This is a genomic window from Gilliamella sp. ESL0443 (assembly GCF_019469165.1).
Taxonomy (GTDB): Bacteria; Pseudomonadota; Gammaproteobacteria; order Enterobacterales; family Orbaceae; genus Gilliamella; species Gilliamella apicola_E.
On sequence record NZ_CP048263.1, the window covers coordinates 2,307,062 to 2,323,055 of the forward strand.

Annotated in this window: 18 protein-coding genes and 3 tRNA genes; 9 read left to right on the forward strand and 12 right to left on the reverse strand. The window is 35.1% G+C overall.

Annotation, left to right across the window (positions count from 1 at the left end; translation table 11 throughout):
- Position 1 precedes the first annotated feature (1 nt).
- The 8 genes from GYM76_RS10535 to GYM76_RS10570 form a co-directional block, all read right to left on the reverse strand.
- Entirely contained in the window at positions 2-826 is an 825-nt protein-coding gene (locus GYM76_RS10535; RefSeq protein WP_065562742.1) for a PTS system mannose/fructose/sorbose family transporter subunit IID, read from the reverse strand.
- The gene (locus tag GYM76_RS10540; protein WP_220225430.1) at positions 807-1,637 is read right to left on the reverse strand and encodes a PTS sugar transporter subunit IIC; all 831 of its coding nucleotides are present in this window, start codon (positions 1,635-1,637) and stop codon (positions 807-809) included. The genes GYM76_RS10535 and GYM76_RS10540 overlap by 20 nt, the downstream gene beginning before the upstream one ends.
- Positions 1,638-1,651: 14 nt before the next feature.
- Positions 1,652-2,119: a PTS sugar transporter subunit IIB gene (locus tag GYM76_RS10545; protein ID WP_220225431.1), complete on the reverse strand. Its 468-nt coding sequence runs from the start codon at positions 2,117-2,119 to the stop codon at positions 1,652-1,654.
- An 11-nt stretch (positions 2,120-2,130) separates the two neighbouring features.
- Positions 2,131-2,814, reverse strand: a complete 684-nt coding sequence (locus GYM76_RS10550; protein WP_065562745.1) for a GntR family transcriptional regulator — start codon at positions 2,812-2,814, stop codon at positions 2,131-2,133.
- Entirely contained in the window at positions 2,811-3,533 is a 723-nt protein-coding gene (locus GYM76_RS10555) for a GntR family transcriptional regulator (RefSeq protein WP_081299500.1), read from the reverse strand. Before GYM76_RS10555 ends, GYM76_RS10550 begins: the two co-directional genes overlap by 4 nt.
- A gap of 318 nt (positions 3,534-3,851) precedes the next feature.
- A tRNA-Pro gene (locus GYM76_RS10560) sits at positions 3,852-3,928 on the reverse strand.
- Between the two features lie 25 nt (positions 3,929-3,953).
- Positions 3,954-4,029, reverse strand: a tRNA-His gene (locus tag GYM76_RS10565).
- A gap of 124 nt (positions 4,030-4,153) precedes the next feature.
- Positions 4,154-5,443, reverse strand: coding sequence for a serine dehydratase subunit alpha family protein (locus GYM76_RS10570; RefSeq protein WP_220225432.1), 1,290 nt, complete (start codon positions 5,441-5,443; stop codon positions 4,154-4,156).
- Positions 5,444-5,818: 375 nt separating this feature from the next.
- On the opposite strand from GYM76_RS10570, the gene GYM76_RS10575 reads away from it, so the two are divergent.
- Both GYM76_RS10575 and GYM76_RS10580 read left to right on the forward strand, forming a co-directional pair.
- The gene (locus GYM76_RS10575) at positions 5,819-6,499 is read left to right on the forward strand and encodes a response regulator transcription factor (RefSeq protein WP_065562775.1); all 681 of its coding nucleotides are present in this window, start codon (positions 5,819-5,821) and stop codon (positions 6,497-6,499) included.
- Positions 6,500-6,511: 12 nt separating this feature from the next.
- Complete coding sequence (locus GYM76_RS10580) at positions 6,512-7,813, forward strand: ATP-binding protein (RefSeq protein WP_065562747.1); 1,302 nt, start codon at positions 6,512-6,514, stop codon at positions 7,811-7,813.
- Here the strand turns inward: GYM76_RS10580 and GYM76_RS10585 are convergent.
- A complete protein-coding gene (locus GYM76_RS10585; protein WP_220225433.1) occupies positions 7,810-8,556 on the reverse strand; it encodes a M15 family metallopeptidase in 747 nt (248 codons plus the stop codon). The two genes, GYM76_RS10580 and GYM76_RS10585, sit on opposite strands and share 4 nt — an antisense overlap.
- A 100-nt stretch (positions 8,557-8,656) precedes the next feature.
- On the opposite strand from GYM76_RS10585, the gene GYM76_RS10590 reads away from it, so the two are divergent.
- The 3 genes from GYM76_RS10590 to GYM76_RS10600 are packed head-to-tail and all read left to right on the forward strand — an operon-like array spanning position 8,657 to position 11,076.
- Positions 8,657-9,835: a bifunctional tRNA (adenosine(37)-C2)-methyltransferase TrmG/ribosomal RNA large subunit methyltransferase RlmN gene (locus tag GYM76_RS10590; RefSeq protein ID WP_220225434.1), complete on the forward strand. Its 1,179-nt coding sequence runs from the start codon at positions 8,657-8,659 to the stop codon at positions 9,833-9,835.
- Between the two features lie 13 nt (positions 9,836-9,848).
- On the forward strand, positions 9,849-10,457 hold the full coding sequence (locus GYM76_RS10595; protein WP_220225435.1) for a hypothetical protein: 609 nt from the start codon (positions 9,849-9,851) through the stop codon (positions 10,455-10,457).
- A 46-nt stretch (positions 10,458-10,503) separates the two neighbouring features.
- Complete coding sequence (locus GYM76_RS10600) at positions 10,504-11,076, forward strand: manganese efflux pump MntP family protein (protein WP_065562750.1); 573 nt, start codon at positions 10,504-10,506, stop codon at positions 11,074-11,076.
- Positions 11,077-11,161: 85 nt separating this feature from the next.
- Here the strand turns inward: GYM76_RS10600 and groL are convergent, their stop codons facing one another.
- The 3 genes from groL to GYM76_RS10615 form a co-directional block, all read right to left on the reverse strand.
- Complete coding sequence (gene groL, locus GYM76_RS10605; protein ID WP_065562751.1) at positions 11,162-12,808, reverse strand: chaperonin GroEL; 1,647 nt, start codon at positions 12,806-12,808, stop codon at positions 11,162-11,164.
- 46 nt (positions 12,809-12,854) lie between these two features.
- Complete coding sequence (locus tag GYM76_RS10610) at positions 12,855-13,148, reverse strand: co-chaperone GroES (RefSeq protein WP_220225436.1); 294 nt, start codon at positions 13,146-13,148, stop codon at positions 12,855-12,857.
- A 148-nt stretch (positions 13,149-13,296) separates the two neighbouring features.
- Positions 13,297-13,731, reverse strand: a complete 435-nt coding sequence (locus GYM76_RS10615) for an FxsA family protein (protein WP_065562752.1) — start codon at positions 13,729-13,731, stop codon at positions 13,297-13,299.
- A gap of 159 nt (positions 13,732-13,890) precedes the next feature.
- On the opposite strand from GYM76_RS10615, the gene GYM76_RS10620 reads away from it, so the two are divergent.
- The 4 genes from GYM76_RS10620 to GYM76_RS10635 all read left to right on the forward strand — a co-directional run bounded on the left by GYM76_RS10620 (position 13,891) and on the right by GYM76_RS10635 (position 15,829).
- Positions 13,891-13,966: transfer RNA gene (locus GYM76_RS10620), tRNA-Phe, on the forward strand.
- 369 nt (positions 13,967-14,335) lie between these two features.
- Complete coding sequence (locus GYM76_RS10625; protein ID WP_220225437.1) at positions 14,336-14,569, forward strand: hypothetical protein; 234 nt, start codon at positions 14,336-14,338, stop codon at positions 14,567-14,569.
- A 17-nt stretch (positions 14,570-14,586) separates the two neighbouring features.
- Complete coding sequence (locus GYM76_RS10630; protein ID WP_220225438.1) at positions 14,587-15,438, forward strand: HNH endonuclease signature motif containing protein; 852 nt, start codon at positions 14,587-14,589, stop codon at positions 15,436-15,438.
- The gene (locus tag GYM76_RS10635) at positions 15,431-15,829 is read left to right on the forward strand and encodes a (deoxy)nucleoside triphosphate pyrophosphohydrolase (protein WP_220225439.1); all 399 of its coding nucleotides are present in this window, start codon (positions 15,431-15,433) and stop codon (positions 15,827-15,829) included. The genes GYM76_RS10630 and GYM76_RS10635 overlap by 8 nt, the downstream gene beginning before the upstream one ends.
- Positions 15,830-15,994: the final 165 nt, after the last annotated feature.

Consider the following 15,994-nt stretch of genomic DNA (forward strand, 5'->3'; position numbering starts at 1 on the left):
CTCAACTTCCTAATAGCCCAGTCCAGGCACCGAAAATACCAATGGCGGCGATAAGTAGAAGGATCCAATGTGCTTTAACGCCTTTTCTCACCAATACAAACATAAATAGCGTAAAGAGTAACGGTAGGATCTGTGGCACAATGCCGTCAAAAATATCTTGTAAGGATGCCGAATCATCACCGGTACCTATTTTCAATGGCATATTGAGTGTCACCATGGTGGCAACCATTGCCCCGACCACACAGAGCCCGAGTACTGAAGCGCCATAGGACAATTTATCCATTAAGCCCGTTTTTTGCACTTTTTCAATAAAGGAAGCACCAATGTTATAGCCAATTAATAAGCCAAAATATCGTGCTAAAATCGCCGGCACATTAAAGATAAGCAGGAATAACAATGGACCTAAAATATTGCCTTCCAGCGCTAAAGAGGTGCCAATGCCGGTGGCAATAACACGTAATGTCCCCCAGAAGAAAGAGTCACCTAAACCACTCAACGGCCCCATTAACGCAATTTTGACATCATTAATCGAACTTTTATCAAATTCACTATCGGTGGCATTTTGTTCTTCCATAGCAATACAGATGCCTAAAGGGAAAGTAATTAACCAAGGGGTAACATTATAAAATTCTAAGTGGCGTTGATAAGCATCGGTAAGGTCAACTTGATTATCACTATAAATTTTATCTAAAGCCGGGCGCATGGCATAGGCATAGCCTAAGTTCATTTGGCGTTCATAATTCCATGACCATTCAGCGGTGAAAGAGCGCCAAAAAGTTCGGGTTAATTCTTTATTGGTTATTAATTTAGAATTCTTCGTTTTCATAATCGATCTCCTGTGCACCTAAAACGTTGCCAGTTGTTAGCTTCTGACTGTCTTGTTCTGTTACGCCTTTTTTTCCATTAAATGAGGAGTAACCGGTCAAAATAAGTGCTAGGCAGGCACCAAAAATGGCCACGCCAGTAACAGGCACTTTCATATAAACGGCTAAAGCAAAGCCAAGAACAAAAAAGGTGACATTGGTTTTTTTAATCATAATTTTCATTAACATAGCAAAACCGAACGCCGGTAATAAGCCGGTGGCAATACCTAAACCATCGATAATAAAGCGAGGAATCATTTCTAATAAGCCATTGACCGCTGAACTACCGAATAAGTAGGAGAATCCAACCACTAAACCAATTGGCAGATTGATTGAAAAGAAACCACCGAGTATGTTCATTCGATCCATACCTTTGCCGTTGCCTTCGCTGGCGTATTTATCGGCTTTATGAACAAAGTAAGGAAGAATAAAAAGAAAACATAAATTTTTGACTAATAAAACCAGTGATGCAATTGGAATGCCCAGTGCTAAGGCGATTTCGGTACTTTTCCCTGCGCCAATGGCAAAAGCGGTACCTAAAACACTGCCGGAAATTATTTCCGGTGGAATGGATGCACCGATTGAAAACGATCCGACAAACGCTAATTCTAACGTTGCCCCAATTATAATGCCTTGTGTGATATCACCCATGACTAAACCAGCTAAGGTACAAGTCACTAACGGTCTGGATAACATTGATGAACCTAAAAAGTATTCACCATTAGCTAACATCGCAATCAAAGCTAACAGTAATGCGGTTAATTCGATACTCATTTTGTACCTCTCAACTATTTCTCAAATTTCTGCTTTGATTCACTTGGAATTTGCTGAATGTAGATATCAATACCGTCTTGTTGCAATTTGGTCAGTAAATCTGCTTCAAGAACGGTTAAATTTATGGTTTTAGAGTAGTTTTTTGTGCCTTCACGTGGTTTAGTACCACCTAAATTAAGGCTGGTTATTTTGCCTTGCGTGCCACGGATTAATTTTTCAGCATCTGCTACTGATTCAACGACTATCAGCATTTGATATTTATCAGTTGCGCCTGAGTTTATCGCCTCAATACTGTCATCAATTGATTTCATCACTAATTTTGCATGCTCTGGCTTAGCCAAACGAATCGCAGATTTACGTAGTTCGTCGTTGGCTACAACATCATTAGCAACTAAAATCGTGTTTGCATCCATACTTTCGAACCATGAAACAACAACTTGACCATGCAATAAGCGATGATCAACGCGTAACAATTTAATCATTGGTGTACCTCCTAAGTGAAATCGACCACATATTTGGTATTACTAGCAAACTTATACTCGAGAGCAATCGGTTCGCTATTAGTATCAAAATAGTGATTAGAAATTTTAAATAATGGGTCGTTAATCTGGATTCGAAGTTGTTTAGCGAGCTCGGAGTTGGCCACAATCAGTTGCAAATCTTGTTCTAATTTATCGACTTTTTTCTTGCCTGAATTGATGATTTCGAGCGCAGATAACACTTTGATAATTGAAATTTGAAAATCGGGAAAGTTATTTAATGGCAGGACAAAAATCTCTTTCGTAATACTGTTTTTTGCCACTTCAAGGAAGCTAATGTAATAGATCAGTTCAGCCGGTTTTATTTTTAGTAATTGACTGTAATATGCACCTGCTTGTCTTAAGTAAGCTTCTTTGATTACTTTTTTGTGATTGGGGTAGATGTATGGTTTTATGATACCTGTCATCTCTAAAATATTTTGGGTCGAGAGCGTTGGCGCAACAAACAGACCAACTCCTTTTTTCCTAACCACCATATTTTGATCAACTAATCGATCTATTGCTTTACGGACAGTTGTTCGACTTACATTATAATCTTTTTGCAATTGCCCTTCGGGTGGTAACTCAGCACCAACGCCATATCGTCCGGTATTTATCTGCTCGAGTAATTGAGCGGCAATTTTTTCAAATAGCTTCATTTATGTTTTTCCTCATAATTGAAGATATTTTTGGCCGATAAGTGATACCGAAATCGGTTACCAATCAAATATTGTTCAGTATATTCAAATGGTTGAAAATTATTATCGTAACTATAACTTGATACTTTATAGATAGGTGTTCCTTCGGCAATAGCTAAATACTCTGCTTTATCTTCGGTCGCCGCTTCGTAGGTGATCTCTTCCCGTCCATGGCTTGGTGTAAAATGATAATGCTCTTTAAGGTATTCATAGAGCGAAATGTTATTTAAGTCCTGTTTTTCTAAATCGGTAAATTTTTCTGAAGGGAGATAATTGATTTCATAAGAAAGCGGTATTTTCCCCAAGAGACGTTGTCTGATAATTCTAATTAGTTGCTGGTTAGATCCGAAAAAGGTACGCAATTGTGCAGGCATCTTTATAATTTGATTGGACAATACTTTTATTTCAATTTGAACATTTTCTTCTTTTTGGATCTCTTCACTAAACGAAGACATTTTTAGCATATTGATTTCAAAAACATTGTGTTCCGGGCTATAGTTATCTGCTTGAAACATATAACTTTCCATAGCTAAATCATGCAAGGCTTTCCTGACGGTTGTTCGGCTTACCTTAAAAAATTCGGCAAGTCCTCGCTCAGTCGATTTTTCCGTAATAATTTTAGGATTTGCTCTTATTTGTTCTTCTACATCGGTTTTAGACGCAATATCTCGGTATTCCAAAGATCACTCTCCATTACTGGGCTTTTTTAATTCACAGATATATCTTAAATCACATAATATAGCTCAAAAAATAGATAAAAAAATACATGTTGTCAATTTTAAGTACCAAAAGTGTAAGGGAGATCACAAATTTTATGAGAAATACAATAAAATCAATTAAATGAATATTAATTAGGGTTGACAGTGGGGTAAAATAGCAGCAGATAATGTGTTAAATAAACACTATAAAGCAACTGTTTATATGCTATTGCTGAGAATACAAGCGATAAAGCGGATAATAAAAAAGCCTACTCAATGAGCAGGCTTTTTTATATAAATTGGTCGGCGAGAGAGGATTCGAACCTCCGACCCACTGGTCCCAAACCAGTTGCGCTACCAAGCTGCGCTACTCGCCGTTAGATGTTTCATACTTTGCATAAATGGGGTGGCTAATGGGATTCGAACCCACGACAACTGGAATCACAATCCAGGGCTCTACCAACTGAGCTATAGCCACCACATGAAGTAGGACGAAATATTACGCATAAAAAATAATATTGTCCAGTATATTTTTTAAAAATAATGCTAATTGGTTATATTAAAAGCGCTTAAAGTCTATTCTTTTACCATCAGGGATAACATTAGACTTTATGTGACATAATTTCAATTATCTGAGTATCCAATGCTTTCATACTATTACTTGCAATCGCCCCTAGATTATTAATAGTCGTTTCAACACTATCACAAACAATGCCTTCATTACCGGTTACTCGAATCCTATTTAAAGCCATCAATACAGCTTTAAATCCAGATGAAACCGATGTTGACACTTTCATTGCACAACTATTTGATGCACCATCACATATTATTCCTGACAAATCACCAACCATATTGCATATTGCCATATCTACTGGCTCATATTGCTCTTTTCCAAGCAACCATGCCATACCAGCAGCAGCGCCCATTGCAGCCGTGGATGCTGCACAAAGTGCTGATAAAGGTGGGAATTTGCTATGTATATAGATCGCAATAGTATGAGATAAAATTAATGCTCTAGCTAATTGCTCTGGCGTCGCATTTAAATAATCGGCGACAACAACTACCGGCATAGTTGCTGTTATCCCCTGATTACCCGATCCGGAGTTACTCATTGCAGGTAAAGTCGCACCACCCATTCGTGCATCAGATGCTGCTGCGGTGCGAATCATCACTTTGGACAGCAAGTCATCTGCTAACAATCCTGTTTTTGTTTGTTCATACAATGTTGCAGCAATACTTAAACCATATTCTCGTCTTAATCCTTCTTGTGATAAAGCATTATTTAATTCTGCGGAATGTAAAATAAATTCGATATCATCAAAATTAGCTTGCATTGCAAACTCATATATCTGTTTGACTGACATATGATTTATGATCGACTCTTGTTTAGATTCACTTTGCGTTTTTTTATCTGCTTTTAAAATAGTTTCACCATTTTTTTCGATCAGAATTACGTTAGTATGTGAGTTTTCGATGCATACCCTAACATGATCGGTATTCGTATAAATATTGGCTTCAGAATAAATAGCAGTATTATTATCAGCAATTTGTACATTAACTTTATGTTCACTAATTAGTGTTTTAGCCTGAGTAATTTGTTTTGGTTTAATATTTTTTAATACTTCAAGGCCAGCTTGAGCATCGCCACCTATTGCCCCTATTGCTGCGGCAATAGGTAATCCAACCATACCGGTACCTGGAACAGTAACGCCCATGCCGTTTTTCATTAAATTTGGCGAAACAAAAGCCTCAATACGATTAATATTATTTTTATCAATATATTTAGCTGCAACAGCCGCAGCCAAAGCAAGCGAGATAGGCTCTGTACAACCAAGAGCCGGTAAAACTTCGTGTTTCACCAATTTAATTAATTGTTGCCAAGTTAGTTTCATTTATTATCTCCATATAGCTAACAATAAATAGTGAAACGTTCAATTTATAAATAATGTGACTATTTTATTCTATTTAACTTGAAAACTGAATGTACTGCTCACATATTACATAACAAGTTAGTTAAAAAATATTAATGAAACATAGCTTTTATTAATAAATTACATCACTACTAACAGTTCCTTATTCAATCGTTTTTTGATTGAAATATATACTATGAAAATAGAGTAAATCTAAATTTCTATACTTAGTTGCATAGTAAATAAATTAATCAGGAATAGTTCAAAATATGTAATATTTTAGTAAATCCACCTGACTTTTTTTTTATTATTGCAATAATGTAACTATCTAAAATTAAATAATAATGGCGACGTATGATAAATATTTTATTAATTGATGATGATGTAGAATTATCACAAATGCTTAGCGAATATTTAACCAATGAAGGTTTTAATATTAAAAGTGTTTATTTGGGTAAAGATGGTATTGATGAAGCGCTTTCAGGTAAATACCGTGTAGCAATTTTAGATGTAATGTTACCTGATATTAATGGAATTGATGTCCTTAAAAGCATTCGTCAACAATGTAATATGCCAGTAATTATGCTAACCGCTAAAGGTGATAATATTGATCGCGTGTTAGGGTTAGAATTAGGTGCAGATGATTACATTCCAAAACCATGTTATCCACGTGAATTATTAGCTAGATTACGAGCGGTTTTACGTCGTTTTGATGAACGTTCGGTTGAATTAGTCGATGATAAAAAATATCACTTTAATGGTTTAACCTTAGATATTCCTCAGCGATTATGCACTTGGAATGGTCAACCTATTGATTTAACGTCTACCGAATTTAACTTATTAGTTTTACTTGTGAAACATAGTGAGCGAGTGGTAACTAAAGAAGAATTATCTGAAATTGGGCTTGGTCGTGCACGAGAGCTTTATGACCGTAGTGTAGATGTCCATATCAGTAATATTCGCCAAAAATTACATCAAGTCGCACAAAATGATGTAACCATTGAAACGATAAGAGCCGTTGGTTACCGTATTCGTTAATGTAGGTTTGACATGAATCGTCGATTATTTTGGAAAATTCTGATTATCTTTTGGATAATCTTTTATCTTACTTTCCAATTAACTTGGATTGCTTTCTCTTATTATATAGAGAATAAAAATCAACGATTCTTAAATCATATGCCAACTAAAGTGGATATGATTGCACAATTACTACATGTTGCTGGTGAAGATGAGACTCTCAATTTTATCGCACATCTCCCCGAACGTGAGCGAGTTTTATTGTCGATAAAATTGGTCTCTCCTCAAAATGATCAAGTCAATATCATCACAGATGAATTAGAATCAACCAGTTATTTATATCAAAGGATGGCGGTTGCACCAGACGGAACACTTTACTCGGTATCATTTAAAGACGATAAAACAGATCATAGCAATAATAGGAAAACTTTATTCAATATGCCAACTCCCATTGTATTAATGGGGATATGTGTTGGGTTAGTATTCAGCCTTTTTTTAGCATGGAACTTAACCAGACCAATGAAGTTATTAAGGCAAGGTTTTTTTAGAGTTTCTCAAGGCGATCTTTCTGTCCGCCTATTCAAAAAATTAAAACCTCGTCGTGATGAGCTTAGCGAATTAGGTAAAGATTTTGACATGATGGTTGAACAGCTCAATATCTTAATTTCTGATCGCCAAGCACTACTTCATGATGTTTCACACGAACTTAGAACACCACTGGCCCGTTTGCAGCTTGCCATCGGCCTTGCACAGCAAAATAAACAAAACATAGATACTTCATTAGCTAGGATTGAGTTAGAGTCGGAACGCCTAGATCAATTAATAGGTGAAATTTTGAATTATTCACGCGCAGAAATGAATAATCGAACCGATGAATATTTTGACTTAAAAGAGTTAATTGGTGTTGTTGTTAATGATGCTAACTATGAAGCAAATCATCAATCTATTGAAGTAGTATTTAGCATATCATCGATTTCACATTCTATTGTTAAAGGTAATTCAGAACAAATACGACGAGCGATTGAAAATATTATTCGTAATGCTATCCGCTTCTCTAAAGCCGGTCAGACTGTTGAAGTATCGTTAAAAGAAGCTGGAAAATATTTACAAATAGAGGTTAAAGATCGCGGTCCTGGTGTAGATTCAAGTAAATTATCAAGCATTTTTGAACCGTTTGTCCGTATTCAATCAGCGCAATTAGGTAAAGGTTATGGACTAGGCTTGGCGATTGCAAGAAAGACCGTTATTATGCATAACGGTACTATTCAAGCTAATAATCGAGATGGCGGTGGTTTAGTGGTAACAATAAAACTACCTTATTGGCGAAAGCACTAATAACACTCTGAATTAACTGTTAATACATACTCTTTCACAAGGCTTTCAAGTGTAATTTTATCATAGCCAGTAAAATTCAAATTTTTCATAATTGTTTGTGGATTAGTTTCAAGTATCGCCTTATATTCAGCTATATATTGCTTTGCAATTGGTTTATAAGACCAGTGCCACTCTTCTGGTAAATATCCACCCTTTCTTCCTTCATTAAATGGCTGGCAAAAGCCATATTTTGGTAAGTTTTCACGAAGCCATTGATACAAAATAATACCCTTTTTATCATTTTTAAAATATTCAGATGACACGCTGGTAATATCTATATCTGTTCCCCAATGATGCCTTGATGTGCCAGGCATTGAAGATAATTTTAAAATTTCTTCGGCAATTTTTTGTGGCACTTTTAACTTAGGTAATAAGGTGTCCCATTTACGTTGCCAAATGCCATTTTGATACGTGTAATTACGTGTTGCACTCACAACTATAAACGGAATATCTGGATAAGATTTTTTAAAATCGTTATAAGCTTTAATTAGCTGCTGAGTGGGCTCTTTTTGAAGATACATGCCTTTTTTATTTACTGGTAATATTGTTGAATCCAGAGCAATAAAATCGCTGTCTTTTTTCTCATCAAATTGACCAGTAAGTTTATTTAATGGAATTGATTGTGCCATAGCAAATGTTGAACATAAAAGTAGAGTTAAAGTTTGAGTAAAATTGGCAATTGTTTTTATTATTTTTTTCATCATTCAAATTGTAATTAATATTATATTAGCCAGATAAGGTGAAAAACAGTATAATCCTTTCCTTAAAAATTGAAATAGCCATAATGTGTAAAAACGAGGCAATATGTTAACACCAGCTACACAAAAATCGTCTGGCGATTGTTCAGATGTGACAACCAATAAAAACACCACAAATCCAACCAACGAAAAAATTAACTTGCTTAACTTCACTAGACAACAGTTAAGAGAGTTTTTTATTTCCTTAGGGGAAAAACCATTTAGAGCTGATCAAGTGATGAAATGGATCTATCATTTTGGGATAGATGATTTTGATCTGATGACCGACATTAACAAAAAGCTCCGTGAACAACTAAAAAAATTAGCTGAAATTAAAGCACCTAAAATTGCTCTTGAACAACGATCATCGGATGGTACCATTAAATGGGCGTTAGATGTGGGTAATAATCAGATGATTGAATCGGTTTATATCCCTGAACGTGATCGAGCAACTTTGTGCGTATCATCACAAGTGGGATGTGCGCTTGAATGTAAATTCTGTTCAACTGCTCAGCAAGGTTTTAATCGCAATTTAACCGTTTCTGAAATTATTGGCCAGGTTTGGCGAGCATCAAATGCGATTGGTGTCACAGGTAAATTAGCCGATCGGCCTATCACGAATGTTGTTATGATGGGTATGGGTGAACCTTTACTTAATTTATCTAATGTTGCACCAGCAATGGAAATCATGTTAGATGATTTTGGTTATGGTTTATCAAAAAGACGTGTCACACTTTCAACCTCTGGCGTAGTACCGGCATTAGATAAATTGGCAGGAATGATTGATGTTGCTTTAGCTATTTCACTTCATGCACCAAATGATGAAATCCGAAGTGAAATAATGCCAATTAACCAAAAATATAATATGGCAATGCTACGTGATTCAATTTTACGTTATCTATCAACATCAAATGCTAATCACGGTAAGGTGACAATTGAATATGTTTTACTCAATCAAATCAATGATAGTGTTGAACATGCGCATGAACTGGCAAAATTCTTAAAAAATGTGCCTAGTAAGATCAATTTAATTCCATGGAATCCATTCCCTGGAGCACCTTATTCTCGTTGTTCAAATACCCGAATTGATCGCTTTATGAAAACATTAATGGGGTATGGATTTACGGTTATTGTTCGTAAAACACGTGGTGATGATATTGATGCGGCTTGCGGGCAACTTGCTGGAGAAGTGGTTGATCGTACTAAACGCACACTATATAAGAAACAAAACCTTATTCAACAATAAAAAGGAGTTGTGGATGAAAGGCGTATTAATTGCATTAATTAGTATGTTAATACTAGCTGGCTGTCAAACAAATGCTCGTGAAGAATTTGATCCTGAAGCAGCGGCACTCGCTAGAATGCGATTGGGGTTAGGCTACTTAGCTAAAGCCAATGAATCCGAGGATAATGTTAAAGCTGCACATTATAATCTAAAATTAGCCGCTCAATATTCCCCCAATAATCCACAAGTGATGCTGGCAATGGCAATGTTTGATCAGCATGTTGGTGAATATAATGAAGCAGAAATGATCTACAAACGTATTACATTAATGCAACCTGGTAATGGCTTATTTCATGTCCATTATGGCTCCTTTTTATGTGGCAGGAATCGTTATCAAGAAGCCAAAGAACAATTTAGCAAAAGCCTAGAATTTGATCGACACCGCTGGAAAGCCGATACCTACGAGCAATATGGTTATTGTGCGATTCAAAATGGAGATACAAAAACGGCAGATCTTATGTTCAAACAACTTTTTGAATATGATTCAAACCGCCGAAATAATGTAATAAAAACAGCAGAATTTTATAAAAACAAAGGCGATAAAAAGATAGCTAACTATCTATTTTTAATATCAAAAAAATAAATTATAAAAATTAAAATAAAAATCATTAGAAGCAAGAGTAAATATCATGAGTTTTTGGGCTATTTTATTATTAGCATTAGCCATGTCGACTGATGCATTTGCGGTAGCGGTTTGTCGTGGCGTTTCGCTTAAATCAACACCCTTTTTCGGTGCATTAAAAGTAGGCGTTTTATTTGGCTTTATCGAAGCTATTACCCCTATACTAGGCTGGTTTATTGGCTATATTGCACTTCAATATATTGAAAACTGGGATCATTGGATCATTTTTGCCGTCATGCTTTTGTTAGGTCTTAATATGATTTATCATAGTTTTAAAGAAGAAAACGATGAAAATGACGACCAAAAACCCCTCTCCTCAAAATCATTTCTAATATTAGTCCTTACGGCTATTTCAACTAGTATTGATGCTTTTGCAATTGGTGTTGGATTAGCCCTCGCTAGTGTCAATATCTACTTCGCATCAACAATGATCGGGTTAGCGACTTGTATTATGGTTACCCTTGGGTTATTGCTAGGTAAAAAAATTGGTTGTTTAATTGGGAAAAAAGCATCATTTATTGGCGGTATAGTTCTTATCATCATTGGTTCAATAACACTTTACCAGCACTTAACAAGTTAATTTTGAATATTTTATATAATCAATCGCTAGGTATAAAAAAACCACTCACATAACGGAGTGGTTTTTATTAGGAGAAACAGCAGAATTACATCATTCCGCCCATTCCACCCATGCCGCCCATACCTGCAGCAGCACCTAAATCAGCTTTATCATCTTTAGGTAGATCAGTAACCATACATTCAGTTGTGATCATAAGACCAGCAACAGATGCAGCATATTGTAATGCGCTACGAGTTACTTTAGTTGGATCTAAGATACCCATTGCGATCATATCGCCGTACTCTTCAGTTGAAGCATTGTAACCATAGTTACCTTTACCACCTTTAACTGCGTTAACAACAACTGATGCTTCTTCACCACAGTTAGTCACGATTTGACGTAATGGCGCTTCCATTGCACGAAGGGCAACTTTAATACCAACGTTTTGATCTTCGTTTGCACCTTTAAGGTCTAAAATTGCAGATGCAGCACGAACTAACGCAACACCACCACCGGCAACCACACCTTCTTCAACTGCTGCACGAGTTGCATGTAATGCATCTTCAACACGTGCTTTTTTCTCTTTCATTTCAACTTCAGTTGCTGCACCAACTTTAATCACAGCAACACCACCAGCTAATTTAGCTACACGTTCTTGAAGTTTTTCTTTATCGTAATCAGAAGTTGATTCTTCGATTTGTTTACGAATTTGTTCAACACGTGCACTGATTAAAGACTCTTCACCAACACCATCAATGATAGTGGTATTGTCTTTATTGATAACAACACGTTTAGCTTGACCTAGATCTTCTAAAGTTGCTTTTTCAAGCTCTAAACCAATTTCTTCTGAAATTACCGTACCGGCTGTTAAAATAGCGATATCTTGTAACATTGCTTTACGACGGTCACCAAAGCCAGGTGCTTTAACTGCGGCAACTTTAACAATACCACGCATAGTGTTCACAACTAAAGTTGCTAATGCTTCGCCTTCAACATCTTCAGCAATGATTAATAGTGATTTACCTGCTTTAGCAACTGCTTCTAATACTGGTAATAATTCACGGATGTTAGAGATTTTTTTATCCGCTAATAAAATATATGGGCTATCTAATTCAACAGTAGCTGTTTCTGGTTTATTGATGAAATATGGTGATAAATAACCACGATCAAATTGCATACCTTCAACAACATCAAGCTCGTCTTGTAAACCAGTACCATCTTCAACAGTGATAACACCTTCTTTACCCACTTTTTCCATTGCTTGAGCAATTAAAGTACCAACAGTTTCATCTGAGTTAGCAGAGATTGTACCTACTTGAGCAATCGCTTTAGAATCAGCACATGGTGAAGATAATTTTTTAAGCTCTTCAACTGCTGCAACAACTGCTTTATCGATACCACGTTTTAAATCCATTGGATTCATACCCGCAGCAACCGCTTTTAAACCTTCATTAACAATAGCTTGAGCAAGTACTGTTGCGGTAGTTGTACCGTCACCAGCGGCATCGTTTGCTTTTGAAGCCACTTCTTTAACCATTTGTGCACCCATGTTTTCGAATTTATCTTCTAATTCGATTTCACGAGCAACTGACACACCATCTTTAGTAATAGTTGGTGCACCGAATGATTTATCTAATACTACGTTACGTCCTTTTGGACCTAAAGTTACTTTAACTGCATCAGCTAATACATTGACGCCTTTAAGCATTTTAACGCGAGCGTCATTACCAAATTTTACATCTTTAGCTGCCATTTTGTATTTCTCCTAAATTCTGTCTATAAATTAAATTATTTGCCAATTACGCTTGAACAATGGCTAAAATATCGCTTTCAGATAAGATAAGCACTTCTTCGTTATCAATTTTTTCTGTTTTAACGCCATATCCTTCATTGAAAATTACGATATCACCAACTTTAACATCGAGTGGTTGAATTTGACCATTTTCTAAAATGCGACCATTACCAACAGCTAAAACTTCACCACGTGTTGATTTACCCGCAGCTGAGCCTGTTAAAACAATACCGCCAGCTGATTTTGACTCTACTTCTTTGCGTTTAATGATCACACGATCATGCAATGGACGAATTTTCATTAGTTATCTCCTAGCACTAATATAAATTAAATAATTATTAACAATAAATCATAAAATTATGATCTATATAATATAGTGAACATTAAATGGGGTTTGTTTTAAATTCTTCAAGAGAATAACATTAAAAAATTTTTTAATTGATTAATTATTAGTCATCTTTACGCTCAAATTCACCCTCAATTACATCATTAAGTTGCGCATTGTTGCTAGAAGAAAATGATCGAACTTTGAAAGGAAATTTTTTAACAATAAAGCGAACAATATAATCTTGAACGCGTGGAATTAACAAAATCCCGCCAAGCATATCAGTTAAAAAACCAGGAATTAGCAATAAAAAACCCGCAAAGAGTAAGGACACACTCTTAATAATTTCATCTTTAGGGCTTTGATTATTAGCGATTTTTTGTTGCATAATACTTAGGTTATTTAAACCCTGCTTTTTAATTAAAGAAAACCCAATAATCGAAGTGGCAATAATGCCAATTAAAGCAAGAAAAACACCTATTGAATCAGCAACTTTTATAAAAAAGCTGAGTTCCAAATAAGCATAAATAAAAAAAACAATAAATCCAAAGACTCGCATATAAAATTCCTCTAAGTATAGAGTGATATTATGTCATAATAAGTTACTAATATAGTAATAACTAGTTAAATTTCAACCAAACGACATATATTTTTCAAAATATCTTACAAAAGGGATTGACTGATAATCGGGAATCGTGTTTAATACACCTCCATTGTTGCCCGGATAGCTCAGTCGGTAGAGCAGGGGATTGAAAATCCCCGTGTCCGTGGTTCGATTCCGCGTCCGGGCACCAATTACGAAAAAGGAACACCAGCGAAAGCTGGTTTTTTTGTATCTGAAACTCCAGCAAATAAAAAAATGTCAAAAATTGAAAAATTTATAAATATGTTTTTTCAAGAAATAATAATTTTTCGACACGTTATATAAACGTTATGTAAGAATAATATGGAATTAAAAAAACTTGTAATCTAATTTAGTATCCAAATAATAAAGCCAGCGATTGCTGACTTTTTATTAAATACGATTTGGAAGTAAATACTCTCATTTTCTCTATAATAAAATTATTTTTTTCAGTGTGTTTCAAATTTTTGTGAGCTAGATCACAAAAATATTCCTATATTTGTAATAATGTCCCGATTTTTACATTAGGTTAATGAAAATAATGGGTATCAAACAATTACAACATAAAATCATCGATATCATCATTTGGAAAAAAGGTGAACAACGAGCACAACATGAGCCTTTTTTGTATGTATTATCAAAACATAAACATGATCATACGCGTTCATTTAATTATAAAACTGAGATTGAGCAACCATTGCTTAATTTATTAAAACGTTTAAGACCACAGTGTAAGTATCACAATTCTAATATGCCTCTGGGGCGATTGAGATAAGCGTTTAGGAAATGCATATGATGAATCCAGTTGACAATAAAATTAAACAATTAACACCTGGTGCAGTTTTAAATAACCAACAATTATGTGATATTTTTAAATGTAGTCCACAAGGTGGAATGCGAAAATCTAATACCACTCATACTCTAGTTCTAATTACAAATCATGTAGAGTCAGTTTATTCTGATGTTTGGGATGATGATGTACTACATTATACTGGAATGGGGCAAAGAGGTGATCAAAGTTTGGAATTTATGCAAAATAAAACACTTAATGAGATTGACTTTAATGGCATTAGTGTACATTACTTTGAAGTGTTTAAGGACAAAGAATATACATATTCAGGACGTTTAATTAAAGCAGCTTCTCCCTATCAAACACAGCAATACGATGCTAATCAATTATTACGTAAAGTTTGGGTTTTTCCATTAAAACTTATTGATAATAAGTTGCCCAATAGTGTTTTTATTGATTATAAAAAAGCACAAGAAGAACAAGTCCATAAGTACAAAGTAGATAAATTACTCAATAAAATAATAAAGCAAAATAAAAAACCAGGTAAACGAGACATTGTTACGCCTCAATATATAAGAAGTGCTGAGTTAGCTGAGTTTATAAAACGCCTAGCTGAGGGGAAATGTGATCTATGTGAAAATGCAGCTCCTTTTTTCACCAGAGAAAATATTCCTTATTTAGAATGTCATCATATTATTTGGTTGTCTGAAGGTGGTGAGGATTCAATAGAAAATACAGTTGCATTATGTCCAAACTGTCATCGTAAAATGCATTTTGTTAAAGATAATAACGATATTTCTAAATTAAAAGCGATAGCAAAGTTGAGAGCAAAAGAGGCCGCAAAAAATGACTGAATTAATTCATGTTGTTGCAGCCGTGATTATTAGTGAAGGGAAATACCTTTGTGCTCAACGTGGTAACACAAAATATCTAGCCTATAAATGGGAATTTCCTGGCGGCAAGGTTGAACCTGATGAAAAATTGGAAGATGCACTGATACGTGAAATTAAAGAGGAACTGGGTTGTAGAATAACGGTCAAAAAGCATTTATTAACGACTGTTCATAACTATGATTTTGGCTCAGTAAAAATTGACGCTTTTGTTTGTGGACTTATAAATGAACAACCACAATGTTTAGAACATCATGAGATTCGTTGGTTGAAAAATGATGAGTTGGGAGGCCTTGCGTGGGCTGAGGCAGATTTGCCTATTGTTTCATATTTGGATACCGTGACTTTTCAATAAATGTTAACACTAGAATCTTTTTTTATAATAATTAAAGGTTCCTTTATGTTACAGATGTTATCAAAACTATTATTTAATTTCTTTAGGAATATTGAGTATTAGTTTATAAATATGTTTTATCTTGTGATCCCCAAATTTTTTGTTCAGAAATAGTTAAATCTATTT